Source organism: Acinetobacter sp. YH12233, assembly GCF_013417725.1.
Taxonomy (GTDB): Bacteria; Pseudomonadota; Gammaproteobacteria; order Pseudomonadales; family Moraxellaceae; genus Acinetobacter.
This window is the reverse complement of record NZ_VPDK01000005.1, coordinates 61,441-87,863: the sequence shown is the minus strand read 5'-3', so window position 1 is coordinate 87,863 and position 26,423 is coordinate 61,441. Positions and strand designations below refer to the sequence as shown.

Sequence of the window (26,423 nt, the reverse complement as noted above, 5' to 3'; positions counted from 1 at the left end):
TCCTCATCATCTCAATTTAAATTTACTAAATCAGTCTAATACGAGAGTTGTTAGCCGGAATGATGTAATCCTGTAGTGAAATGTTGACTTTATTATCGTGAGTAAAATTACAGATTTAGTCAGAAAGGCGCTCAAATATTGAGTTAGAAATAGTCTGGGCAGGGTCGGTAATAAATTTGAAAAGTAGTGAATTTATAACTTTTTTGTGAAAATTGTAAATTTTATAAATCTAAAAGAAATAACAAGTTAAGTAAAATTAAATAAATGCGGAAAAATATATTTACATTTTTAACGTGAAAAGTAACATTTAACCGTCTAGTATTCACCGCGTGTTGAAGATTTGAAAGCCAAACTTACAGGCGAGGAGTACTTGGTCCAATATGATTTATGATCATCAAGTGAATATGAGCGAAGTGCATGCTCCTGTTCAAGCGAACGTCATAATTCGTTCCCAATCGGGACAAAATTCCAAACGTCAGCCTCAGCGTTATACCTCTGCGTCAGCTCGTAACAAAAATTCTGAATCTCGCAAGACTTTCGGTGCAATGAACGGCCAGCGTTTCGATATTGAAAAATTCACCAACTACCTGCAAGGCATTACCCGCAGTACTAGTACACAGAAATGTGCACGCAGTATTCGTGTCGGTTTGCAGTCTTCAGGCGCAAAAATTGTGAATCATCCTGTTGCCGCAGCTGACTGGGGCAATACCCTGCAGCAATTAGGCTATCGAAAAATCAACCTGTCTTTTGACCGTCCGAAAAAAGGTGATATCTACATTATCGACCGGACTTCACAGCATCAGTATGGTCATATTGCAGCGTATTCTGGTTCTGCTTGGGTTTCTGATTTTAAACAGAATGGCTATGCGGTCTATCGTAATTCCGATGTGAAATACACATATTACCGTCTGGATTCATATCTTTAAATCAGACGCTGAAAATTTCAGAAGTTAAAAATGAAAGTCGCGAAATGGTTCAATCTTCGAAGCGTTTCGCACGTTTATTATAAATCGACACGATAAACAGTCCAATCGCCACAAAACCCAAGCATTGTAGACCTAGCGCTACAGTTTTCCAGAGCTCACCCGTTTTGGGTAAATAACCGATCAGGCTAATTACTGCCACAATCGGAATCGCCATCGTTAAAGCACGAAAACCTTCGGCATAAGGATTTTCAGGAGCAAGCTTTAATCTGAATTCACGCAAGGCGTGTATCAGCATTCCAATCGCCAGACTGATTCCAACAAATATCGGACCCAGTTTCGCTACAGTCGATGCTATGTAAATTACGATACATACCGCAATAATAATGATGAGCTTGAGCTGACGGTTGCAGCGTTCGGAGTACCAGAACTCAAGCATGTGGGGAACCTGAATCCGACTTGTTCTGATTAAGCAAAGACAGAGGCGAAAACAGGCAGATTGTCAAAGCCATAAAGGCAATTCCCTGAGCGCCTGGCAGCAAGATTTCACCCTGTTTCATGTTCATAAAAATCAGGCTGATTAATAAGGTAATCGGAATCCAGGTCAGGACACGATAGAACAGGCCAGTCGGATTTTTTGCTGCGAAATGAATTTTGCAGTAACGACAAATCAGAAAAATAATTCCGGTACCGGCAAACATCAGGATGGCATCTAAAGGCAAAGGTTCCATCCAGTACAGACCTACGGCAATTGCAGCAATCACAACAAAGAACAGCAGTTTTTTCAGGAGCGACACCTGCGGATTGAACCAGAACTCAAGCATGATGATGTATGAACAGAAAAGATAAAAAGCACTTTAGCATATTTTAAATATAAAAAAGCGAGGCAGATGCCTCGCAATATTTAGGAAAATTATCCGTTATTTTTCTGTGGACCCCAGTCATAAACTTTCTTCTGATAGGCATACCAAAGCATCCACAGACCAACCAGGATCATTGGCAGGCTCAGGAATTGTCCTTTACTCATCCAGCCAATAAATAGCTGACCATTATCCGGTTCACGGAAGAACTCGACGATAAAACGGGCCAGACCATAGCCGGTCAGGAATACCGCAGAAACTGCCATACGTGGACGTGGCTTGCTACTAAACCACCACAGTACGATAAACAGAATCAAGCCTTCACAGAGCGCCTGATACAGTTGTGAGGGATGACGTACCAGCTGCAGCGGATCGGTTGGGAAAATCATGCCTAAAGCAAAGTTTGGATCAGTCACCTGACGGCCATAAAGCTCTCCGCCAATAAAGTTACCGATCCGGCCAAACATCAGGCCTGTCGGAACGCAGGGTGCAATAAAGTCCAGCGTCTGGAACCAGGCCATCTTATATTTCTTGCACCACCATAACATCGCCAAGATTACGCCGAGGAAGCCACCGTGGAAACTCATGCCACCGGTCCAGATCTGGAACAGCCAGAGTGGATTTTCCAAAAACTGAGAAAAACCGTAGAATAAAACGTAACCGACCCGGCCACCGATGATCACACCCAAAGCCCCAAAGAAAATCAGATCCGAGACCATATCTGGTGTCCAGCCGCGTTGTTTAGCGCGATAAGTCGCCAGTCCCCAGGCAAATAAAAAAGCCAAGAGATACATCAGTCCATACCAGTGGACTTGCAAAGGCCCGAGCGAAATTGCAACGGGATCTATGTTTGGATAGGTGAGCATTCCTGTTCCTTGTGATTCTGTTTTGCACAGATTTTAGCTGAAAGCGAAGAAAATTGTTGTACATTCAATGTGTAAAGATCGAGAGCATCAATTATGTGTATTGTGGCACTGGCTTGGCGAGTTCTGGATGAAACGCCTTTATGTCTGATTTCAAATCGTGATGAGTTCTATCAACGTCCAACACAGGCATTATATGAATGGGAGAACAGTCCGATTATTGCCGGGCAGGATCTGCAGTCTGGTGGTACCTGGATGGGTATAACTGCTTCAGGACGATGGGCAGTGATTACCAATTTCAGGGATGGTAATGACAAGAATAACTACCCAACTTCACGTGGACATATCATTCAGCATTTTCTGGAATCTGAATTGAAACCTATCCGGTTTGCTCAAGAGTTGGAAAAACGTCAATGTGATTATGCGGGCTTTAACCTGTTTGTCGGTGATCGTGATCAAGCCGTCTATATGAGTAATCGTGGTGAGGCGCCACAAGTACTGGCACATGGGGTATATGTAGTCTCAAATGGCCTAATGAGCGAAGACTGGCAAAAGACCAGGCATTTGCGCAAGCGCTTTACTCAGGAGCTTCTGCCGATGCTTCAACAGAACAACATTCCACAAGCGGATATATATCATGCTGCCTGGGATATTCTGGAAGATGAGCGTAAAGTGATTCCGGCACTATTGCCCAAAACCGGAATTAACGAGGAGATGGAAGAACTCCTATCATCTACATTTATTCAGAGTCCGGTCTACGGCACACGTTGTTCCAATTTTCTAAGATTGCATCAGCAGCATTGGCAATGGCTGGAAAAATCCCAGCAGGGAGAGAGTGCAGGGCAGATCGTAGAAAAAGTCATTCAGATCATTGTATAAATAATAGTATTCATGATGATCTTGATAAAAAGCTTAGTTTAAACAGTGAACTCTGAGAGTAGATAGGTGTGCTAGGATAAAGCCCATCTATCTATGCAATTTTCAGCTCTCCTATGGCACTGCTCCTTCCGCTTATTTCATTTCTGATTGGATTCTGGGGCGTCCATTATTTAAAGTCGATCCGTCCATTCATGGCGGCCTTGCTGGCACGTCTTTTGATTCCCTTGATTGTCATTTACAACATGGTGTTTTATAAGCCGGGCAGTCTGTGGCTGATCGGTTTTAGTATCTTTAGCTCACTGTTTCTGTTTAGCCTGTTCTTTCTTTTCTCCAAAGATAAGTTGCGGGCATTATGTTTTAGTTATTTAAACGGGGTCTGGCTCGGCTTTCCTTTTGCCTTAGCTGTATTTGGTCCGGATGCCTTAAATACCATTGTGGCTCTTTATATTGGCGGTTCTTTATTTGGCAATGTCAGTGCTGTAGTCGCTGTTAGTCCTGATAAACAGGATCCCCAATTCATTATTAAAAATATGCTGAAATCCCCGCCAGTGATTGCGCTTTCTATTGCAGCGATTTTGTCCTTCTGGGATTTTACTACCTATGAAGCGCATCCGCTGATTCAATGGGGCTATGCCACGAACAAGTTTCTAGTGACTTTTGCCGGTATGTGTATTCTGGGAATGTGGTTGAGTAAAGTCAGGATTCAACTGAGTGATTTAAAACGTAGTTTGATCTTGATCAGCGGTCGTTTTGTGCTAGCTCTAGGTCTGGCAGCAGGGGCTTATTTCTTATTACCGATTCCACATCAAGCCCTGATCTATGCTGTGATGATGATGTATTTCCTGCTTCCACCCGCCGCGAATATTGTGGCACTGGAAACCCATTATCAGGGCACAGGTTATTCAGCGAAATATATTGCCTCAGGAACGATTGCGAGTGCAATTTTGATTGGGGTGTATGGGATGGTGGTACATGCGGTGGTGCCAACGTTATGAAAGTTCCCTCTCCTTGTAGGAGAGGGTTAGGGAGAGGTAATTTACTATTTAAATCCCTCCCAACCTCCCTTTGAAAAAGGGAGGGGCTCCTTCTCCCCAAGGGTGAGGAAATGGCCTCCCTCTAACTCCCTCCTAAAAGGAGGGAGGACTCCTTTAGGAATTAGATTTATTTTTCCAAACTCGCCTTAAACAGTTTCATCGCCTGACCACGATGGCTGATTTTATTTTTCTCTTCCTTGCTCATTTCTGCGCTGGAAATTCCTAGTTCTGGTAACCAGAACAATGGATCATAACCAAAGCCATTTTCACCGCGTGCTGCTTCCAGAATTTCACCTTTCCAGATGCCCTGGAAGATTTGTGGTAATGGGTCTTCGGCATGTTGAACTAAGGCCAGTACACACACAAACATGCCTTCAATCGGTTCACCGTCTTTACGCAGTGGTTTCAGGTCAGCCAGTAATTTTTCGTTGTTCGCTGCATCATCACCATGTTGACCCGCATAACGTGCAGAGTAAATTCCAGGTGCACCGCCCAGAACTGGTACACAAATCCCTGAATCATCAGCAATCGCAGGTTTGCCAGAAATACGTGAGGCATGACGTGCCTTGATAATGGCATTTTCAACAAAGCTCAAACCATCTTCAATTGCGTCTTCAATATTCAGCTGACCTTGAGGAATCACTTCAACCGGAAGTTTAAGCTCAGCAAACATCTTTTCGAATTCTGCAATCTTGCCCTTATTATTACTTGCCAATACCAGTGTGCCTTGGGAGAGCCAGTCAGTTGAAGTCATATTAATTACTCATCTTTCAAATTACATATATGTAGTGTAGCAACTTGCTGCAGTTTTTAGGCCATAAAAAAAAGCACCCGAAGGCGCTCTTTTGCAGATCCAGCTTATTGTGCCTGAATCCAACGGTCTGCACGATCACGTGCTTGACGGATCTGTTCCTGGGTCAAGTTGGCTGCCAATGCAGTTTTTTTGCCTTCAGATAAAGTAATCACTTTATTGTCCAGCATGCCGTCACGGGTAGAGAGTTCATACCACTGATAAGCACCCATATAGTTTTTCTTTTTCTCTTCCATCATCGCCAGGTTAAAGCTGGCACGATTATCACCGCGGCTGGCTGCTTTTTCAAAGTACTGGCGAGCCAGTGTTTCATCTTTCTTGGTGCCAATACCATCTGCCAGCATACGGCCAACATTCAGTTGAGCCACTGCCAGACCTTGATCTGCTGCTGCTTTATACCAGGCAAAAGCCTGACGTTCATCTTTCTGAATGTCTTTACCATACTGGTATTTTGTTGCTAAATAAAATTGTGCACCAGGCTGACCTGCTTTAGCCGCTTTAGTCAGACTATGAATGTCCATTACTGAATATTGCGCTGCTTGGCTGGCCACAGAAGGCGTTGGTGCAACGTAATCGGCATGGGCCTGCATGCCAAAAAGTCCAGCCAGTAGCGTCGTACTTAATAATAATTTTTTCATAGAGCGCTCACTCGATAAATTGCGACTTCACCAAACAGATTTGGGAGATGTTTGCTCAGCAAACTATCTTCTTGATTCCCATTCACAGCGAGTCGATTAATAATTTTTATGTTGTTTTCCGCGCATAATGCTTCAAAGTCACGGAAGGTACATAGGTGAATGTTCGGGGTGTTATACCACATATAGGGTAAGGCTTCCGAAACCGGCATTTTCCCTTTTAATGCCAAGAAAGAACGAGTCTTCCAGTGCGCAAAGTTTGGAAAGGTAATAATGGCCTGTTTCCCTACACGCACCATGTCACGCAATAATACGTCTGGTGCATCTACAGCTTGCAAAGCTTGTGCCATCACCACATAGTCAAAAGACTGGTCAGCAAAACGGCTTAAACCGAGGTTTAAGTCCTGCTGGATGATATTTAACCCGCGACTGATCGCAATTGCAATCTTTTCTTGATCAATTTCTAATCCATATGCACGAATATTGTGCTTTTTGCTCATATGGGCCAGCAGTTCGCCATCACCACAACCGAGGTCGAGGATACGTGAACCGGGCTTGATCCATTTCTCAGCAAGTTGTTGGTCAATACGCATTACACAGCCTCCTTCGGTGTTGATCGCAGATGTTCTTCACCGCCTAGAAAGGCGCGCAAGGATTTTACATACAGGGGAATCGGGAACAGGAAGGAGTCATGGCCTTGTTCAGCATCAATATCGACATAGCTGACCGGCTTATGATTGGTAATGAGGGCATCCACGATTTCAACAGAACGTGAAGGCGAGAAACGCCAATCGGTCGTGAAAGAAACTACTAGGAACTTACATTTGGTTTGTGCCATCGCTTTGACCAGTGACTGCTGATATTCACGTGAAGGATCAAAGTAGTCCAGTGCCTTGGTCATGATCAGGTAAGTGTTGGCATCAAAGTTACGGCTAAACTGTTCACCTTGATAGCGCAGATAGCTTTCGACCTGGAATTCTACATCGAAGCCATACATGAATTTGCCAGATTTTAAATCACGGCCAAATTTCTGCTTCATGGCTTCTTCAGACAGATAGGTAATATGACCGACCATACGTGCCAGAATCAGGCCACGTTTTGGATAGCTGTCATTTTCTAGATAACGGCCATGATGGAAGTCCGGATCTGACAGAATCGACTGACGCGCGACTTCGTTAAAGGCAATATTTTGTGCAGACAGTTTTGGTGCGCTGGCAATAATCACACATTTTTGCAGACGATCTGGATAATCTACCGACCATTGTAATGCCTGCATGCCCCCGAGTGAGCCGCCAATGATGGAATACCACACATCAATTCCCAGACGGTCAGACAGCATTGCCTGAGTTTTCACCCAGTCACGCACAGTGACCAGCGGAAAGTCTGGACCGTATGGACGGTTATCATTTTCGGGATTAGGAGAGGTAGGACCAGTAGAACCATTACAACCGCCGATATTATTCAGCGCCACCACAAAGAATTTATTGGTATCGATTGCCTTGCCCGGACCAATGCAGGCATCCCACCAGCCTGGTTTTTTATCATCTTCATGATGATAACCGGCAGCATGGTGATGGCCAGACAGGGCATGGCAGATCAAAATGGCATTGGACTTATCGGCATTCAGTTCGCCATAAGTTTCTACCATCAGTTCAAAACGTGGGAGGATGCGACCGCATTCAAGCTCTAACGGCTGTTCGAATTGGAACTTTTGTGGGACAACAAGGCCCACTGAGTCAGCTGGAAAAGACACGGGAATGATTCGCCTTAAATCTTTAGTATGAATAAATAAAAGGATACCATTTGCAGGTATCCTTCTAAAGTCTTTTTAATGCTATGAATTATTGCTAATTCAAATACCGGGTTTAGACGGCAGCAGCAATCACCTGTTCGGTGCTTAACACATCCTGATCGATCAGACGGTTGGTACATGCAATAATTGCTTCAATCGAAGAGGTCACGATGTTGTCATGCACGCCCGCACCAAAGGCAGATTTACCTGTGCCTTTTACTTGAAGTTCAACCAATGCCAAGGCTTTGGCATGTGCACCTGAACTGATGCTACGTTCTTCATAGTTCAAGACATCAATCGGCAATTGTAATGCATCCAAGATCGCAGAAATCGGCCCGTTACCTTCACCACGTAAGTGCTGGGTTTCACCATTGACTTCAATATCCAGCTCAATGACCTGATTGCCATTTTCATCTGACAATTTGTAGTTTTTGGCAGAGTAATGAGCATCTTTCGCGGCAACATACGTCTCTTTGAACAAGCTCCAGATCGCTTGTGCTGAAATCTCAGTACCATCTTCATCAGTTTTTTGCTGCACGATTTGCGAGAATTCGATCTGTAAACGACGTGGCAAGGTCACGTTGTAGTTCGATTCTAACAAGTAAGCGATACCGCCTTTACCAGACTGTGAGTTCACGCGAATGACAGCGTCATAGTCACGGCCCAAGTCTTTCGGATCGATCGGCAAGTATGGCATATCCCAGATTTCTTCGTTTTTCTGGAATTCGAAACCTTTTTTGATGGCATCCTGGTGTGAACCAGAGAATGCTGTGAACACCAAGTCACCCGCATATGGATGACGTGGGTGTACAGGCAAGCCCGTACATTCTTCAACAGTCGCAATGATTTCGTTGATGTTCGAGAAATCCAAGTTTGGCGCAACACCCTGGGTATACATGTTCAAGGCAATCGCTGCCGCGTCCACGTTACCGGTACGTTCACCATTACCGAATACACAACCTTCGACACGGTCAGCACCGGCCATAATTGCCAATTCAGACGCTGCGATCCCACAGCCACGGTCATTGTGACAGTGGACTGAAATGATCACGCCGTCACGACGCTCGATGTTACGGTGCATCCATTCCACTTGGTCGGCATACACGTTTGGTGTAGAGACTTCGACAGTGGCTGGCAAGTTCAAGATCACTTTGTTTTCTGGAGATGCTTCCCAGATTTCAGTCACAGCGTCGCAAACGTCTTTCGCCACTTCCAATTCAGTTGCAGAGAAACATTCAGGGCTGTACTGGAAAACAAATTCAGTTTCAGGCTGTTTTGCTGCGTATTCTTTCACTTTTTGCGCTGCATTAATCGCTAACTGTTTTGCACCTTCAACGTCTACGTTCAACACTTTTTGACGGAATGTCGGTGAGTTAGCGTTGTAGATATGCACGATTGCGCGTTTCGCACCTTGTAAAGATTCAAAAGTACGTGCGATTAAATGGTCACGTGCCTGAACCAATACTTCGATGTAGACGTCATCCGGAATATGACCTTCTTCGATCAATTTACGAGTGAAGTCGAAATCAATTTGAGAGGCAGACGGGAAGCCGATTTCAATATGTTTGAAACCGATTTTTACCAACATCTGGAACATTTTGAACTTCTGCTCGATGTTCATTGGCTCGAAGATCGCCTGGTTACCATCACGCAGGTCAGTACTCATCCAGATTGGCGCTTTAGTAATTTCATTATTCGGCCATTGACGGTCTGGTAAGTCCACACGTTGATACATGCGACGGTATTTTTTACTTGGATCAGCCAACATCATGAGAGAGCTCCTTAGGTAGCCTGGCATACTCGCTTGGTGTAGCAGTTGCTCGGTCTACAGCATAGATTTTGTCTATATATTCGTTTACATGCAGGTGAGGATAAATTAGATCAATCCTGTATTTTTTAAGTTTTGATCATCAGGATCAACCAGACACCTGCATGGTGAACCTATAATTAAATTTTAGTCCAGAAAACGTGAAAAGTTTTTGCTTTTTCTATGGATTTTAGTCGTATCTTAAAAAAGATTTTCTTATAAAGTTATTAATTGGAAAAATATTTCTATAATCTATTTTAATTTTGTTGGATTTTCCTGTAATTAAGCGATAAGGCTAAAATATTTCTTTATATAATAGCTTTGTTGGAAGTTCTTAAGCAATGCATACATGAAATCTTTCATATTAAAAAATAAAGGCTAGTTTGATGGATTCAGACTAGCCCTTAATATCATGAAGATTGCTCAGATCAGTATTTAAAATGCAGGCCTAAAACGGCACTGATGCCTTCTGCTTCAGTGGCATAGTGGGAAGAATAGGCTTTGGTAAAATAACGCGTATCGGACAGGTTATTGATATTCAGCTGTAGATCCACATTGGGGTTCACCTGATAACGTGCCATGGCATCGTAACGCACATAACCGGGAACAAATTTGGTATTGGCGGCATTGCCATAAACTTTATCCATTGCCACAGCACCGGTACCCAATGTTAGTTGAGGTATGACCTGATAGGTCATCCATAGAGTTGCACTGTTTTCTGCTACGTTCTGAACCTGATTGCCATTGTTTGTGCTTGGAACATAAACCGGTTCGGCCGTGGTTCCAATATTTTCAAAGCCACCATCAATCAGTTCACTATCCAAATAGGTATAGCCTGCGGAAATTGCCCATTTCTCAGTAATATTTCCATTGATACCCAGCTCAATCCCATCGACACGGGTCTCACCAATATTACGGGTGGTGCCATCAGCATCGGTGGCGCGGGTATTGGTCTTTTCAGTACGGAAAATGGCAGCCGTCAGATTCAGTTCATCTTCCAGAAGATCCCATTTAGTTCCCAGTTCCATGGTGCGGACTTTTTCAGCTTTTAGATTTTCAATAGCTGCGCTAATACTTTCAGAGCCATCACCGCCATCGATACCGACCGGATTCGAGGAAGTGGCATAGCTGATATAAATACTGCCATTTTCTCTTGGCTTAAAGACCAGACCCGCCTGATAATTAAAAAAGTCTTCTTCATTTTCGAGGGTCAGCTGATCACCTGGAACGGCGGTAATCGGTGTATTGTTTGCACCTGTCACCGCATTATTGAATCGTCCATAGGTCAAGGTTTGCTGGGTTTTATAATCATCCCAACGTATGCCCAGATCCAGAATCCATTGCGGATGCAATTCGATACTGTCCAGTAAGTAGATCGACTTTGATTTGGTCTCGATATCATAACGGTCCGCACCATCTGTATTAAGTATCCCCGTCCACGCACCCCGGTCTGGATTGTCTACAGAAGTACACCAGCCTAAGGCCACATTGGCAGGGGTACCACACGCCGCAAAAGAACTTCCCGTGACATTCAGACCATTAATAATATATTGGGTACGTTCGGTATCCTGATCTGAATATTCTGCACCCAGGTTAAAGCTGTGTTGAATAGCACCAGTATCAAATTTGCCTGTTAAAGCCAGTAGGTCAGTAAAGGTATCGGTATTTGCGATACGTGAATTGGCCCGTGCCCAGACATTGCCATTCAAAATGAAGTTCCCGCGTGAATCATCGGGGTTGGTCCAGAGGTAGTCATTTTTAGAGCGGTTAAAGACCGCCGTATTACTCAGGGTCAGATTGTCATTCAGGTCATGTTCCAATTTAAAGGTACCAATCTGGTTTTCCTGTTTCTGGAAATCACGATCTTTCCAGCCATAGTATTGACCAGCTTTGGCATCAATTGGTTTACCATTACCATTTAAAGCGGCATTGGCATTGGTGGCTCCAAATGGATTATTATAGGGAACGCCGGAATCTGGAATATCATCAGTTTTCAAATAGTAATAACTTAAAGTTCCACGCGTTGCGCTGTCCAGGCCAAAACTGAAGCTGGGTGCAATACCAGCACGTTTATATTCAGCACCGTCATGTTGACCCGCTTTTTCATTCTGGTGGCCCATGACCGCGATACGAGTCGCCATGCCATTGCCGAAGTCCTTGTTAGCATCCAGAGTGATACGTGCATACATATCTGTACCACCCGCAACAGAGCCTTCCAGCGCATCTCCCTTTTTCGCCACTTTGGAAATCATATTAATACTGCCGCCCGTAGTGCCCGCGCCGCCCATGGCAGAAGCAGAACCTTTGGTAACTTCGACCTGCTCAATGGCAAACATTTCCCGGTTTTGTGAAGTCGAATTTCGCACGCCATCGACATACATTGAACTTTCCGAGTTATACCCCCGGATAAAAGGCCGGTCCCCATTCGGATTGCCGCCTTCACCTGCGCCTAAAGTAATCCCCGGAACAGTACGCAAAGCATCAGCTAAGGTAGTGACCTGCGTATCTTCAATCAGTTGTTGGGGAATCACGACCACAGACTTTGGCGTGTCGAGGAGTGGAGCAACAAACTTACTATTTGCTGACTGATCGACTTTTAGACCCGGCACGGGTTCAGCTTGTACTTCCTGATGAATGGTCTCAAGCTGCACCACATTTTCCTGTGCAATCGTGTGTGCAGATGCAAAAGAAAGGGAAGAAACGATGGCTGAAGAAACTATTTTTTTACGAGATTTTATATAACTCATAATCATTCTTTTTTATTTTTAAGTTTGGATTCGCAAATAATAATTATTATTGTTATCGTTGCTATCCTTCTTGCATTGATATTGGCAATGAACAAAATTTAATCAATTTAAAAAATAGATAGACTAGAGTGCGAACTGAGAATTAAAACCATGTTTTTAATATAGATTGATTAAATATGGATCTTATTTGGTTTTTATTGATAATAGCTATTGATATATAAAGCTATGTTGAATTGCCTTTAAAGACGCTTCAAGGAGTTAAGGGTAAGATATTTAACTAATTTATTTTTCATTTTTATTTTCAATTAAATCCTAATTAATCAATTCCCCTAAATAGACAGCTCGGTTGAATATCTGCCACGGTCGCTGTTCCCATTAAGGCCATGGTAATCTCAAATTCTTCTTTCAGGATTTTGATCACATGCGCTACGCCCAAAGCTCCGGCAGTCGCCAGACCATAAATATAAGGACGGCCAATCAGGACAGCAGAAGCACCTAGGGCAATTGCCTTGAATACATCCGATCCACGACGGATGCCACCATCATAGAGCAGAGGAAAATCTGCTGGCACTACCTTTTTAATCAATTGCAAGGCAATGAGAGGAGAAATGCAGGTATCCAGCACACGACCGCCATGATTGGAAATAATTAGGCCTTTTACCCCATGCTGAATCGCCAGCTGGGCATCTAGGGGATGCACGATTCCTTTTAGAATCACGGGTAAATGGGTCTGCTGTACCATCCAGGCAATATCTTCCCAAGTCGGGGCAATTTTCATCAGTCCATTAAAGACAGGATGATCACTTTCCTTTAATTCCGGAAGGGGAATATGCGTAGGCGTATGCGGATGTTGCATGCCTTCCGGTAAATGAAAAAACGCACGACGTTCACGATCGCGGATGCCAGTATGTGGTGAATCTACCGTAATCACTAGCGCCGTATAATGATGTGCCTCAGCCATTTTGACCAAAGCTAGAGATTTTTCCCGATTCCCTTGCCAGTAAAGCTGAAACCATTTGCGTGGATTGTCCTGTTTCAATGCGCGCATGTCAGTATTCGTAAAAGTACTGAGAATCATATTACTACCCATCACTTCTGCGGCGAGGGCAGAAGCGGCTTCGGCTTCAGGATGAAACTGCTGCTGATGTCCAATCGGTGCCAGAAAAATTGGATGCGGAAATTTTTGTCCGAACATTTCAAGTTCAGTACTGCCTTGGGTCAGATCTTTCAGCATACGCGGCAGAAGCTGAATATCCTGAAATTGCTGTAAATTGTCCCGGACACTGACTTCATCCATGGAGCCACCTTGCAGATAGTTCCAGACCATACTGGAGAGATGTTTTTCTGCTTCGACCTCATAATCGGCGATGGTTTGTAGGTAGGCTGGGATTTGGGTCAGTGGCGCCATTGGTTCACGTGACATTATAAATCACCCCATTGACGAATCAGGTTGTGATAATGGTGGGTCAGTTGTAGGACTTCTTCGGTATCGCCAATTTGCTGGCGTAGTTTGATAATGGTCATGTCCAGATCAAACAACATACTGCGTTTAGCATCTTCACGGATCATACTTTGAATCCAGGTTACGGCAGCAATACGTTTGCCTTGAGTTACTGGTTCAACCCGATGCAGGCTGGTCGATGGATAAACAATCACATCACCCGCATCCAGCTTGACTTCATGGCAGCCATACTGGTCTTCAACGACCAGCTCACCACCTTCATATTCATCGATTTCAGATAAGAATAAAGTCAGTGACACATCGGTACGAATGGCCTGTCCAAGTAGGGGAGAATAATGAATGGCATTATCCACATGATTGCCATAGGTGCCAGAATCTTGATAGCAGTTAAACAGGGGCGGCAGGATATGTTTCGGTAGGGCAGCAGAGGTAATTAAATGATGACTTTTAAGCTCTTGTAAAATGATAGGGCTAATCTGCTGATACAGGACAGAAGAAGAATCCAGCTGCAGGTTCTTTTTGATTTTCTGTGCCTGACTCCCGGCGCTGAGTTGCCCATTCATCCAGTGTTCTGAACGATCTAGTTGTTGTCTCAGTTCGGCAACTTGTGCTTTGCTTAATACTGCCGGGATATGTAACATCATTTTAAAAGCATTCCTGCAATTGAAAATATCGTGCATTCAAGAGAATACACGATATTGATAGATAGAGATAAAAGCTGAATTAAAATTTATAGTTCAGGGTTAAAGCTGCTGAACGTGGTTGGCCTAAGATCACACGGCCACCTCCATTATTCAGCGTGCTGATGTACTCTTTATCTGCCAGATTATAAACATTCAGGTTTAAGGAAGTTTGGTCATTAAAGGTATAACCGGCCATAGCATCAAATACCACATAGCTTGGAATACTTGGCATATTCGCTGCTGCAGTACTATCGGTAATCACACGTTTTTGCTCATCCACATAACGTGCGCCCAAGCCCAGTTTTAAACCAGCAATGTTATAGGTCGTCCATAAAGAAGCGGTCCATTCAGGTGACCAACGTACACTATTGGTCTGGGTCACTACACCCGTGTTGGAATTGACACTGAACTGGTCTTTTTGCTCGGTTTTCATATGGGCAACACCTGCTGAAATATTCCAGGCATCAGTAATTTTACCGACAGCACCCAATTCGATTCCTTTAACTGTAGTTTTACCTTCCTGAACAGACTCGAGGGTAATTGGATCTTGGGTAAACTGGTTTTCATTTTCGGTGTAGTATGCCGCAGCATTTAAAGCCAGATCACCCTCTAGCAGATCCCATTTGGTGCCAATTTCATAATGATGAGTTTCTTGAGGGTCTGCGGCTGAGCTGTTTATTCCTGTGGATGAAAGGCTAAAGTTACTGCTACCCGGCGGTGTCAGGGATTTGGCATAAGATGCATAGACACTGCTGTAGGCGGTTGGCTTATATAAACCACCGAGCTTCCAGCTGAATAAAGTGTCATGGGCTTTTAAATCTGTTTTGGTTTCAGTCACTGCTAGTGTCGTACTGTCGGTTGAATAACCCAGTGCATCGTAGTTGGTATCGTAATAATCGACACGGACGCCACTATTGAGTTGAAAACGTTCGCCAAACTTGAGCGTATCGAAAAGATAAGCAGCCGCCGTTTGGGTTTCACCATCCGAATAAGCGCCCGTATACACAGGATCAGGCAGATTCTGGTGACGGTCAGGATTGTATAGATTCGCGGGTGGTGTGGTGTTGCTTGGCTGTCCCGGCATTTGTGTGGCCAGTGTTCTGGAATGTTGCTGCTCTTTTAATAGTTCTACACCAGCGACCAGATCATGCTCCACTGAACCGGTTTTGACATTCCAGTTCACCGTGCTCTGATTAGCCAGAATTTTATTTTCCTGATCCACACCCTGGCGTGAACGGCTTACTGTCCAGTCTTGAGGATGGGTAGAGTCATTTCTTGAAAGGCTATTAATCCCCGTCAAAGTACGCTGCATATGGGTATTACCCAGACGGGTAATATTGGTAAATTTCAGATTTTCAGCCCAGTCACTTTCGATTTTGGCTGTATACATGTCAGCATCAACATCTTCATGGTCATCTGCATGGCCATAATAATTTTCACGATCTACTTTAGGTGCGCTGGCGATCAGCGGGTCTGCATTCCAAAATCCTTTCATGCCAATCGTCGGAATACCGCCATCTGGAATGTTACGTTGGCGGATATGCTGGGAATAAAGATACAGGCGAGTATCACTATCCAGACCAAAGGCGATAGAAGGGGCAACAGCCCAGCCTTGATTCTGGATAAAGTCGCGGCCTTCTACACCGCCATCTTAACCCATTGCATTTAAACGGACAGCAACGCTGTCATTGATCGCCTGATTAATGTCAGTGGCAAGACGCGTATGTTCAGCCGTATTGTAGGTGGCAGAGACTTCACGACTGTTTTCCAAATGAGGCAATTTGCTGACCAGATTCACATAACCAGACGCCGTACCACGCCCACCTTCGGCACCCGCAGGGCCTTTTACGACTTCCACCTGTTCCAGGTTAAACACATCACGACTTACAGCGCCGAGGTCACGAATGCCATCCAGATAGGTGGAGCTTTGAGTTGAAAAGCCGCGCATCTGGAAGGCATCGCCAGCACTGGTATTCCCATTCTCACCGAGTTGCAGGGTAATTCCTGGCGTATTACGTAAGGCTTCAACCAGGGTGGTTGCACCTTGTTCTTTTAATAAGTTCTTGTTGATAATCGAAACGGTTTGAGGCGTATCTACTAAAGCTTGGCTAGATTTAGCAGAACTTAATTGATCCATTTTATATTCATTTGCAGTTTTATTCTTAACTGTAATTTCTGGAAGCTGAATAACGCTTTCATTGGTGATGTTATCTGCATGAGTGATCAGTGGCAAAGTTGCAGCAAGTGCGACCAATGAAGTCTTGTAATGATGTTTTCGGCTTTTGATATGCGCCATGTGACAGAATTCCTGAATTGAATAATATTTCCCTTACCACCTTGATATGCTCGAGTTCATCAAATAGCAGCAATTATGGAGTTATTGTTATGGCCTTTAACAATTTTGCGAATTGTAGTGATAATAATTATCATTAACAATATTCAATTAAGTCATTCTTATGAATTTATGGATGAAATTACTGTTTAATATTCAAACTTTAATCTAGGATTTCTATTAAGAAAAATTTCAAAATAAACTTATTTTTCAGTTTTTTACCTAAGATTAAAAAATGTAATTATTTTCTATTTAAAGCTTTTTATCAAAAGGTGCGTAAATAGAACTAAATCTAGATTTAAAGCTTTATATCTTTTAGAAAATAAAAATAGCCTCACGAATGAGGCTATTTTTTGAGGAGGGAAGAAGCTAAAACTTAGTATTTAAAGTTCAGAGAAAGAACTGCGTTACGGCCTTCTGCTTCAGTTGCATAATGTGATGAGTATGCTTTAGTGAAATAACGTTCATCAGATAAGTTATTTACATTTAACTGCAGGTCAACGTTTTGATTTACGTTATAACGCGCCATTGCATCGTAACGTACATAACCTGGAACATATTTGGTATTATCGGCATTACCATAAACTTTATCCATAGCAACTGCACCCGCACCGATTGTTAAAGCAGGAGTGAGATCGTAAGTCGTCCAAAGTGTGGCAGAGTTTTTAGCTACGTTTTGAACCTGGTTGCCATTATTTAAACTTGGCTGGTAATCAGGAACGTCAGAAGTACCTGCATTATAGAAACCGGCATCTACAATTTCGCTATCTAAATAAGTATAACCAGCTGAAACTGCCCATTTATCATTAAGATTACCGCTTGCACCTAGCTCAATACCATCTACACGGGTTTCACCAATATTGCGTGTGAAACCATCCACGTCAGTAGAGCGTGTATTGGTTTTCTCAGTACGGAAAATGGCAGCGGTTAGATTTAATTTATCATTAAATAAATCCCACTTTGTACCAAGTTCCATAGTACGAACTTCCTCTGGTTTAAGGTTGTTCATAGCCTCAGCTTGTGCTTCAGTCGTATTACGTCCAGGAACAGAAAGTCCTTCTGATCCATCAGCCGCATCTACCCCAACCGGATTTGCGGAAGTAGCATAACTTGCATAGATAGAACCATTTTCTAATGGCTTGTAGGTTACGCCCGCTTGGTAATTAAAGAAATCACTGTCATTTGCGTATCTGGTATTTGAAGCGTGAATATTTTGTTCAGTTTCAAATTTATCCCAACGAACACCTAAATCTAATAACCACTGTGGATTTAATTCAATATTGTCTAATAAGTAGATACCAGTACTTTCTGTGTCGGTCGTACTCGCTTTTGGTGCAGCAGTGATTGAACCTAACCAAGGATCTTTTGAATTGGGATTATAGGCACTGGTACACCAATTATTTGAAGTAGCACTTGTAAAGGTACTACATGCCTTGTTTCCACTAATAATGGCTGGAAGGGTAGAGCTTGGTGCTTGGCCCAAATCTGTAAGTAAATAATTTCCTTTATCAGATTCCTGTTTTGAATATTCAGCGCCCACATTAAAGCTATGTTTTAGTGTGCCTGTATTAAATTTACCAGTTAATGAAAGCTGATCACTAAAGGTTTCAGTATCAGTAATACGTGTATTCGCACGACGAACTACTTGTCCATTAGCAATATTTGATTTCGAATCATCCGGCTGTGTCCAGACATAATCATTTTTAGATTTACCATAGACAGCTGTATTACTGATGGTCAGGTTATCCGTTAAATCGTGTTCTAATTTTAAAGTGCCGATTTGATTTTCCTGTTTTTGGAAATCACGATCCTTCCAGCCGTAGTAAATGCCTTGTCTAGCATCAAGTGGTTTACCAGTTGTAGTGTTATCTTTAGAGTTCCAATAAGGTACGCCTGAGTCAGGTGTATCATCAGATTTTAAGTAGTAATAGCTTAAAGTCCCACGGGTAGGGGTATCCAGACCAAAACTGATACTTGGTGCAATACCTACACGTTTATATTCAGCACCGTCTTTCTGACCTGCTTTTTCATTTTGATGACCCATCACAGCAATACGCGCTGCAATGCCATTACCGAAATCTTTGTTGCCATCTAAAGTGATGCGCTGGTAATTATCGGTACCTTGTGCAATGGAACCTTCTAAAGAATCACCAGCTTTAGCAACCTTAGAGATCATGTTGATGCTACCGCCAGTCGTACCGGCACCGCCCATTGCAGAAGAAGAGCCTTTGGTCACTTCAACCTGTTCGACCGCAAACATTTCACGGTTTTGTGAAGTCGCGCTACGAACTCCATCTACATACATTGAGCTTTCAGAGTTATAACCACGAATAAATGGACGATCGCCATTCGGGTTGCCACCTTCACCCGCACCCAAAGTAATACCAGGTACAGTACGTAAAGCATCAGAAAGTGTAGTGACTTGAGTGTCTTCAATCAGTTGCTTAGAAATGACTGATACAGATTTAGGTGTATCCAGTAAAGGTGCAACAAATTTCTTATTTGCGGAATTATCTACTTTTAAACTTGGTGTCTGTTCAGCTTTAACTTCTTGATGAATAGTTTCGAGCTTGACCACATTTTCATCAGCCACAGCATTTACGGTTACAATCGAGAGGGAAGAGGCAATCGCCGATGAAACGAGTTTTTTACGTGATTTGATAAACGACATGTGGGAACCCGAAAAAAAGCTTAAAATTTATGTATGCGAATAATAATAATTCTTATTTAAATTAAGAATTACTTGCCGATAGGAAATGACGATTTTAAGGATTGTATTAATTGGTTTGATCAATGTGATAGTGTATCAAAATGTTTCTAAGTTAATGTATTTAAAATAGATCTGATTAATAGATTATTATCGTTACTTTTATTGAGATTATTAGAGTTTAAAAATTTTGAAGAAAAGATAAAGAAAAGTTTACTAAAAGTCCTATAAAAATCCATAAATGCCGATGAATGAGATGATCTGTCCAGTTTGAGTAATCAATATATCTACTCTTATTTGAGGGAAGGGATATTTAATCAAAGAAAAATGAATTTGACTGAATAAATTTGATTATTACAGCATCAATAAAGACGATTCAAGTATTGTGTTTTGTATATCTGCAAATGTTGTCATATAATGTGGCACATTTTTATAAACCTGTTATTACCAAATATATAGAGGAAGCCATGCAAGTAACTTCTGAAGCGGTTTCGGGCGTTGCCCGTCGTTTAAATGTTTCTGTACCGACGAGCCGTATTAATGAGCAATTTGAAGCTCGTTTAAAACGCACTGCTAAAACTGCGAAGATCAACGGCTTCCGTCCAGGTAAAGTACCTGTAAACGTAGTTCGTCGTGAATACGGCGCTGGTATCTACCAAGAAGTTGTCAACGACATCATTCGTGACACAGTTTTCGAAGCAATCCAACAAGAAAAAATCAACGCTGTTGGTATGCCAAACATCGAAAAAACTGAAATGAAAGATGATGCTTTAGTTTATGAAGCGACTGTTGAAGTTTATCCAGAAGTTGAAGTGAAATTCGAAGGTCTGGAAGTTGAACGTAAAGCGTCTGAAGTAAATGATAAAGACGTTGAGAAGATGATTGAAAATCTTCAAAAACAACGCGCTTCTTGGGCTGAAACTAAAGGCATGGCTAAAAAAGACATGCAAGTAACTTTCGACTTCGAAGGTACTGTTGATGGCGAAAAATTTGAAGGCGGCGCTGCGCAAGACTTTAAACTTGTTTTAGGTTCTGGTCGTATGATCCCTGGCTTCGAAGATGGCATCATCGGTATGAAGAAAGGCGAAGAGAAAGTGATCGATGTTACTTTCCCTGAAGATTACCAAGCTGAAAACCTTGCTGGTAAACAAGCTCAATTCAAAATCAATGTGAAACTTGTTGAAAAACAAAAACTTCCAGAAATTGATGCTGAATTCCTGAAAATCTTCGGTATTTCTGAAGAAGATGGCGTTGAAAAACTGAAAGCTGACGTTCGTAAAAACATGGAACGTGAAGTGAAAAACGGCCTGCGTAACCAGGTTAAAGGCGCAACTTTCGATGCACTTGTAGCTGCAAACGAAGTTGAACTTCCATCTGCAATGGTTGCTCAAGAAATTGACCGTCAACGTCAACAAATGATCCAGCAGTTCACTCAACAGTTCGGTGCTCAAGGCGCGAAAGCATTTGATTCAAGCATGCTTCCAGATGACCTGTTTAAAGAACAAGCTGAGAAATCAGTTAAACTTGGCGTATTGGTAAGCCGTATTCTTGCTGATGCGAAAATCGAAGTAGATCAAGCGCGCGTTGAAGCTTATATCGAAGACATGGCTTCTTCTTACGAAGATCCAAACGAAGTGATTGAATACTTCAAAAATGACAAGCAACAACGTGCTCAAATCGAAGCAGTTGTACTTGAAGATCAAGTTGTTGATCACATTCTGTCATCTGCTAAAGTGACTGATGCGACTGTAAGCTATGAAGACTTATTGAAAGAGCAACAAGCTCGTCAACAAGGCTAATTCAAGCTTTCCATAAAAAGGCGCTTCGTGCGCCTTTTTTCATATTAGTAATTTCTTGACATATCTGATTTTCACAAAACTAATGCAAAAAATATGATGGAATTATTCGCGATTATTTTGCAATTTCATTGATTATCCCTCATATTGTGATTATGGATTAAGTCACAAAAATTTAGGAATAAATAAACCTATGTATGTTCCAACGATTGAAAACGCTTTAGTGCCAATGGTGGTAGAACAATCCTCTCGTGGTGAGCGTTCTTTTGATATTTATTCACGCCTTTTACGTGAGCGGGTAATTTTTCTGACAGGTGAAGTTGAAGACAATATGGCCAACCTGATCGTTGCGCAAATGTTGTTTTTAGAAGCTGAGAACCCAGATAAAGATATTCATTTATATATCAACTCACCGGGTGGTTCGGTGACTGCTGGCATGGCGATCTACGATACCATGCAGTTTATTAAACCGGATGTTGTGACTTACTGTATGGGTCAGGCAGCATCAATGGGTGCATTCCTGCTCAATGCAGGAACTAAAGGCAAACGTTACTGCCTTGAAAATGCACGTGTCATGATTCACCAGCCTTTGGGTGGTTTCAAAGGCCAGGCATCAGATATTGAAATTCACGCACGTGAAATTCTGTTCATTAAAGAACGTTTAAACCGTTTAATGGCTGAACATAGCGGTCAGGACTATGAAAAAGTGGCACGCGATACAGACCGTGACAACTTCATGACTGCTCAGCAAGCGAAAGAATACGGTCTTGTGGATGAAGTTCTAACGAAACGTCCATAAGTTTTAGAGATTGAGATATTGGAGTAAATATGTCCGAACATCCTCAAGGACAAAAGCATTGTTCATTTTGCGGTAAAACGCAGTCTGAAGTCGGAAAGCTGATTGCAGGCGAGGACGCATACATTTGTAATGAATGTGTGGACGTATGCTTAGATTTGGTTCAAACCAGTCAACAGGTCGAAACCAATGACTGGGCGAACCGTCCTTTACCGAAACCGCATGAAATCCGTGCGGCGCTCGATCAATATGTGATTGGTCAGGACGTAGCGAAAAAGACATTATCTGTGGCCGTATACAACCATTACAAACGTCTGAAAGTACAGACCAATGGTAAGAAAGCAGATGATTCCGTTGAAATTGCCAAAAGTAATATCCTGCTGGTCGGTCCGACCGGTTCAGGTAAAACCTTGCTGGCACAAACCCTTGCCCGTCTTCTGGACGTTCCATTTGCCATGGCAGATGCAACAACCCTAACTGAAGCGGGTTATGTGGGTGAAGATGTTGAAAACATTGTACAAAAGCTTTTGCAAAAAGCTGATTACGATGTCGAAAAAGCGCAAAAGGGCATTATCTATATCGATGAAATCGACAAGATTACCCGTAAATCTGAAAACCCATCCATTACTCGTGATGTATCAGGTGAAGGCGTACAGCAAGCCTTGCTGAAAATGATCGAAGGTACGGTTGCTTCAATTCCACCACAAGGTGGTCGTAAGCATCCGCAGCAGGAATTCATTCAGATTGATACCTCGAATATCCTGTTCATCTGTGGCGGTGCATTCTCAGGTCTTGAGAAAATCGTACAGCAGCGTCAGGAGAAAGGTGGTATTGGCTTTACTGCAGAAGTCCGTAATAAAGACGAAAGCAAAAAGTTGTCTGAATTGTTCCGTCAGGTCGAAGCGACTGACTTAGTGAAATTTGGTCTGATTCCAGAATTCATTGGTCGTTTACCCGTGATTGCGACTTTGGATGAGCTCGATGAAGAAGCTTTAATGCAGATTCTGACTGAGCCGAAGAATGCATTAACTCGTCAATATAAACATTTGTTTGAGATGGAAAATGTGGACTTGGTCTTTGAAGATTCAGCACTACGTGCCGTTGCGAAAAAAGCACTGGAACGTAATACTGGTGCGCGTGGCCTGCGTTCAATTCTGGAAAATTCATTGCTAGAAACCATGTATGACCTGCCGAGTCGTAGCGATGTAGGCACCGTGGTGGTGAATGAAGCTGTCATTAATGGTGAAGCTGCACCAGAATTTCGTGCTGAACGTCAACCACATGATGAGCCAGAAACAGCGGCAAAAGTTGATTTAAAGGTGGTGAATAGCAAATCTGCTTGATTGCTATTCGTCAGAAACGTGCGAAAACCCCGTGTTTTCGCACGTTTTTTATTTCCAAAAGATAAAAGCAGATGCTAATCTCAACATCTAGGCGTGGACGCCGAAAGCTATAAAAATATATCGCAAAGCACTTGCATACAAGAATAAAGACGCAGTGAGGGATAAGCATGCGTGGAGTCGCAATGGTGCTCATCGGCAGTTTGGCGCTGATGGGTTGTCACGGTAAAAAAGCCGTAGTTGAGCCTACACAGCCACTCAGCACTTTAAAAAATATTGATCTTGAAAAAAAACCAGGCTTCGTCGAACAGCATCGGGTGGGGATGTTTACAATTGGCGGCTGGGTCAACCAGAAACAGGGCAATCATTTTCAGGCAGTTAAACCTCAGCATGAGGATGCAGCAATTGTTTATTTATACCGCCCGGATTCCAAATGGAACCGTCAGGAAATTGTCGCTGCCAGCCTATTTATCAATCAGCATCGTATTCCGAGTTTATTGCATAATCATCATTACTGGATTGAGTTACCTGCAGGCACTTATCGCTTGAGTACCAGCCGTCCTTTAGGTGCTTTGCACTTCCAGAAACCTAAATATCTGGACTTTACCGTAGAAGCGGGTCAATCCTATTTTATTAAGTATGATGAAGAAAATCTAAGCACCCGTCGTAGTGTTCCGGGGCCTCTGATGCTGATGCCGAGCAGTGTGGGCCTCAATGAAATTGCTTTTACCCAGTTAAAATCGGACAGTTTTAACTTTTTTGCACAGGATCAGGAAACTGGGAAAATCCGCAAGAAAGCCCAGAAAATTAAGGCAACTGAATATGATCCATCTACAGATGTACAGTTAACCACACCGTTTAAACTCTGGGATCCAAGAACCTGGTAATTAATTTTAAAATTCCAATAAAAAAGCACCCATTAAGGGTGCTTTTTTATTAGCTTAAATTAACCCGCAGCAGCGTCAACTACTGGAATTTTACCAATTTTCGCTTGCCAGATTTTTGGAGCAGTCGCGTGTACAGATGTACCATTTACGTCAACTGCTACAGATACAGGCATATCTTTCACTACAAACTTGTAGATCGCTTCCATGCCCAAATCAGCAAATGCAACCACTTCAGCTTCACGGATTGCTTTAGATACGAGGTATGCAGCACCACCAACCGCCATGAGGTAAGTCGCTTTGTTGTCTTTAATTGCTTCAACAGCAGCAGGACCACGGTCCGCTTTACCAATCATGCCGTAAAGACCAGTTGCTTCTAATACTTGGCGAGTGAATTTATCCATACGAGTTGCAGTTGTTGGACCTGCAGGACCTACAACTTCGTCACCCACTGGATCAACAGGACCGACGTAGTAGATGAACTTGCCTTTCAGATCAACAGGAAGTTCTTCACCGTTGTTCAACATGTCTACCATACGTTTGTGTGCAGCATCACGGCCAGTATAGATCGTACCGTTAAGAAGCAGCGTATCACCTGGTTTCCAAGAGTTCATTTCTTCTTGAGTGATGTTGTCGAGGTCAACACGTTTAGAAGATGAAGAATCCCAAGTAACTGATGGGTAGTCTTCAAGGCTTGGTGCTTGAATATGCGCAACGCCTGAACCATCAAGTGTGAAGTGTGCGTGACGGGTTGCAGCACAGTTCGGGATCATGCCGACTGGTTTGCCCGCAGCGTGACAAGGGTAATCTTTGATCTTGATGTCTAGAACAGTGGTTAAACCGCCAAGACCTTGAGCACCAATGCCCAACGCGTTTACTTTCTCGAAGATTTCGATACGAAGTTCTTCAAGTTTGTTTTGTGGACCACGACGAAGCAATTCGTCCATGTTGATCTCTTCCATTAATGCTTCTTTTGCAAGCATCATGGCTTTTTCAGCAGTACCACCAATACCGATACCCAGCATACCAGGAGGACACCAGCCTGCACCCATAGTTGGAACAGTTTTTAATACCCAGTCCACGATTGAGTCAGACGGGTTCAACATTGCCAGTTTAGATTTGTTTTCTGAACCGCCACCCTTAGCAGCAACAGTGATGTCTACTTTGTTACCTGGAACAAGTTTGTGATAGATCACAGCAGGCGTGTTGTCTTTGGTGTTCTTACGGCCAAAAGCAGGGTCAGCCAGTACAGATGCACGAAGTACGTTAGAGTTTTCAAGATAACCTTGACGTACACCTTCGTTGATCGCATCGTCCAGGCTCATGGTTAAATCAAATTTAACGTCCATGCCCACTTCAACAAATACGTTGACGATACCAGTATCCTGGCAGATAGGGCGGTGGCCTTCTGCACACATGCGTGAGTTAATTAAGATTTGCGCGATCGCATCTTTCGCAGCTTTGTTCTCTTCACGGTCGTACGCACGGCTCATCGCTTGGATGAAGTCTTGTGGATGATAGTAAGAAATGAACTGAAGCGCATCTTTAACCGATGTGATCAAGTCATCTTGCTTGATAATAGTTGTCATACAAATATCTCTTGAGCGGGCTGTTAGCTAGCGGGCTAAATTATAAGACAAATGAATCCGGTTGTGGGCGTTTTGCAGGGACATTGGCCAAAAGTTTATAGTTTAAGCAATAAGGAAAATTACTTTGGCTGAAAGATTGGTTAAAAATGACAGGTTTTTGTCATATTTACTGTCATATTTCAGCTTAAAATTTATTGGAATATAATTAAATATATTCTAAATATATGATTTTTATTAATTAATTAAAATTATGAAAATTTCATCATTGTCATATAACTGTCATAAAACTTTTACATAATGCGCTTATCAAATGAATGATGAGTTTTCTTTATGACCCTGACTAGTGTATTGATGGTAATTGCTTTTAGTCTTTATATCGCTGCTACTTGGTTCTACGGCCAGAAAGAAGATCAAGCTTAAGCTTTATCTTCTTTTTTACATTTTAAGAGCTAAAAAATTAGCCTATCTTCAAATCTTCAAATC

The 26,423-nt window shown here is 42.7% G+C and carries 20 protein-coding genes and 1 pseudogene; 7 read left to right on the top strand and 14 right to left on the bottom strand.

Features of this window, described 5'->3' with window-relative positions; genetic code table 11:
- The first annotated feature begins 380 nt into the window (after positions 1-380).
- Complete coding sequence (locus tag FTV12_RS04070; protein ID WP_180033536.1) at positions 381-926, top strand: CHAP domain-containing protein; 546 nt, start codon at positions 381-383, stop codon at positions 924-926.
- A gap of 49 nt (positions 927-975) precedes the next feature.
- Here the strand turns inward: FTV12_RS04070 and FTV12_RS04065 are convergent, their stop codons facing one another.
- The 3 genes from FTV12_RS04065 to lgt all read right to left on the bottom strand — a co-directional run bounded on the left by FTV12_RS04065 (position 976) and on the right by lgt (position 2,649).
- Positions 976-1,362, bottom strand: a complete 387-nt coding sequence (locus FTV12_RS04065; RefSeq protein ID WP_180033535.1) for a hypothetical protein — start codon at positions 1,360-1,362, stop codon at positions 976-978.
- On the bottom strand, positions 1,355-1,747 hold the full coding sequence (locus FTV12_RS04060; protein WP_180033534.1) for a hypothetical protein: 393 nt from the start codon (positions 1,745-1,747) through the stop codon (positions 1,355-1,357). The genes FTV12_RS04065 and FTV12_RS04060 overlap by 8 nt, the downstream gene beginning before the upstream one ends.
- 89 nt (positions 1,748-1,836) lie before the next feature.
- Positions 1,837-2,649, bottom strand: a complete 813-nt coding sequence (lgt, locus tag FTV12_RS04055; protein WP_180033533.1) for a prolipoprotein diacylglyceryl transferase — start codon at positions 2,647-2,649, stop codon at positions 1,837-1,839.
- Between the two features lie 93 nt (positions 2,650-2,742).
- Here lgt and FTV12_RS04050 point away from each other — a divergent pair, with 93 nt between their 5' ends.
- Both FTV12_RS04050 and FTV12_RS04045 read left to right on the top strand, forming a co-directional pair.
- The gene (locus tag FTV12_RS04050; protein ID WP_180032210.1) at positions 2,743-3,525 is read left to right on the top strand and encodes an NRDE family protein; all 783 of its coding nucleotides are present in this window, start codon (positions 2,743-2,745) and stop codon (positions 3,523-3,525) included.
- 113 nt (positions 3,526-3,638) lie between these two features.
- Positions 3,639-4,520, top strand: a complete 882-nt coding sequence (locus FTV12_RS04045) for a permease (protein ID WP_180032208.1) — start codon at positions 3,639-3,641, stop codon at positions 4,518-4,520.
- Positions 4,521-4,686: 166 nt separating this feature from the next.
- Here the strand turns inward: FTV12_RS04045 and rdgB are convergent, their stop codons facing one another.
- The 10 genes and pseudogenes from rdgB to FTV12_RS03995 form a co-directional block, all read right to left on the bottom strand.
- Positions 4,687-5,313, bottom strand: a complete 627-nt coding sequence (rdgB, locus tag FTV12_RS04040) for an RdgB/HAM1 family non-canonical purine NTP pyrophosphatase (RefSeq protein WP_180033532.1) — start codon at positions 5,311-5,313, stop codon at positions 4,687-4,689.
- Between the two features lie 104 nt (positions 5,314-5,417).
- Positions 5,418-6,008 (bottom strand): tetratricopeptide repeat protein, encoded by a 591-nt coding sequence (locus FTV12_RS04035; RefSeq protein ID WP_166136288.1) that lies wholly within the window; start codon positions 6,006-6,008, stop codon positions 5,418-5,420.
- Positions 6,005-6,598 (bottom strand): methionine biosynthesis protein MetW, encoded by a 594-nt coding sequence (gene metW, locus FTV12_RS04030; protein WP_004781976.1) that lies wholly within the window; start codon positions 6,596-6,598, stop codon positions 6,005-6,007. Before metW ends, FTV12_RS04035 begins: the two co-directional genes overlap by 4 nt.
- Complete coding sequence (locus FTV12_RS04025) at positions 6,598-7,758, bottom strand: homoserine O-acetyltransferase (protein ID WP_034704397.1); 1,161 nt, start codon at positions 7,756-7,758, stop codon at positions 6,598-6,600. The genes metW and FTV12_RS04025 overlap by 1 nt, the downstream gene beginning before the upstream one ends.
- Before the next feature lie 112 nt (positions 7,759-7,870).
- Positions 7,871-9,568, bottom strand: coding sequence for a 2-isopropylmalate synthase (gene leuA, locus FTV12_RS04020; RefSeq protein ID WP_180033531.1), 1,698 nt, complete (start codon positions 9,566-9,568; stop codon positions 7,871-7,873).
- Positions 9,569-10,032: 464 nt separating this feature from the next.
- Complete coding sequence (locus tag FTV12_RS04015) at positions 10,033-12,351, bottom strand: TonB-dependent siderophore receptor (RefSeq protein WP_180033530.1); 2,319 nt, start codon at positions 12,349-12,351, stop codon at positions 10,033-10,035.
- Positions 12,352-12,667: 316 nt separating this feature from the next.
- Positions 12,668-13,774 (bottom strand): alpha-hydroxy acid oxidase, encoded by a 1,107-nt coding sequence (locus tag FTV12_RS04010; RefSeq protein WP_180033529.1) that lies wholly within the window; start codon positions 13,772-13,774, stop codon positions 12,668-12,670.
- Positions 13,774-14,457, bottom strand: coding sequence for a Fe2+-dependent dioxygenase (locus tag FTV12_RS04005; protein ID WP_180033528.1), 684 nt, complete (start codon positions 14,455-14,457; stop codon positions 13,774-13,776). Before FTV12_RS04005 ends, FTV12_RS04010 begins: the two co-directional genes overlap by 1 nt.
- 79 nt (positions 14,458-14,536) lie before the next feature.
- Positions 14,537-16,792: pseudogene (locus FTV12_RS04000) on the bottom strand (catecholate siderophore receptor Fiu).
- 412 nt (positions 16,793-17,204) lie between these two features.
- Complete coding sequence (locus FTV12_RS03995) at positions 17,205-19,499, bottom strand: TonB-dependent siderophore receptor (protein ID WP_180033527.1); 2,295 nt, start codon at positions 19,497-19,499, stop codon at positions 17,205-17,207.
- A 503-nt stretch (positions 19,500-20,002) separates the two neighbouring features.
- Here FTV12_RS03995 and tig point away from each other — a divergent pair.
- The 4 genes from tig to FTV12_RS03975 all read left to right on the top strand — a co-directional run bounded on the left by tig (position 20,003) and on the right by FTV12_RS03975 (position 24,354).
- Positions 20,003-21,334, top strand: coding sequence for a trigger factor (tig, locus tag FTV12_RS03990; RefSeq protein WP_004781984.1), 1,332 nt, complete (start codon positions 20,003-20,005; stop codon positions 21,332-21,334).
- A gap of 190 nt (positions 21,335-21,524) precedes the next feature.
- On the top strand, positions 21,525-22,130 hold the full coding sequence (gene clpP / locus FTV12_RS03985) for an ATP-dependent Clp endopeptidase proteolytic subunit ClpP (protein WP_004781985.1): 606 nt from the start codon (positions 21,525-21,527) through the stop codon (positions 22,128-22,130).
- A gap of 29 nt (positions 22,131-22,159) precedes the next feature.
- Entirely contained in the window at positions 22,160-23,470 is a 1,311-nt protein-coding gene (gene clpX, locus FTV12_RS03980; RefSeq protein ID WP_004781987.1) for an ATP-dependent protease ATP-binding subunit ClpX, read from the top strand.
- Between the two features lie 167 nt (positions 23,471-23,637).
- The gene (locus FTV12_RS03975; RefSeq protein WP_004781989.1) at positions 23,638-24,354 is read left to right on the top strand and encodes a DUF2846 domain-containing protein; all 717 of its coding nucleotides are present in this window, start codon (positions 23,638-23,640) and stop codon (positions 24,352-24,354) included.
- Between the two features lie 59 nt (positions 24,355-24,413).
- Here the strand turns inward: FTV12_RS03975 and FTV12_RS03970 are convergent, their stop codons facing one another.
- Positions 24,414-25,940: a fumarate hydratase gene (locus FTV12_RS03970; RefSeq protein ID WP_005232211.1), complete on the bottom strand. Its 1,527-nt coding sequence runs from the start codon at positions 25,938-25,940 to the stop codon at positions 24,414-24,416.
- Between the last annotated feature and the right edge of the window lie 483 nt (positions 25,941-26,423).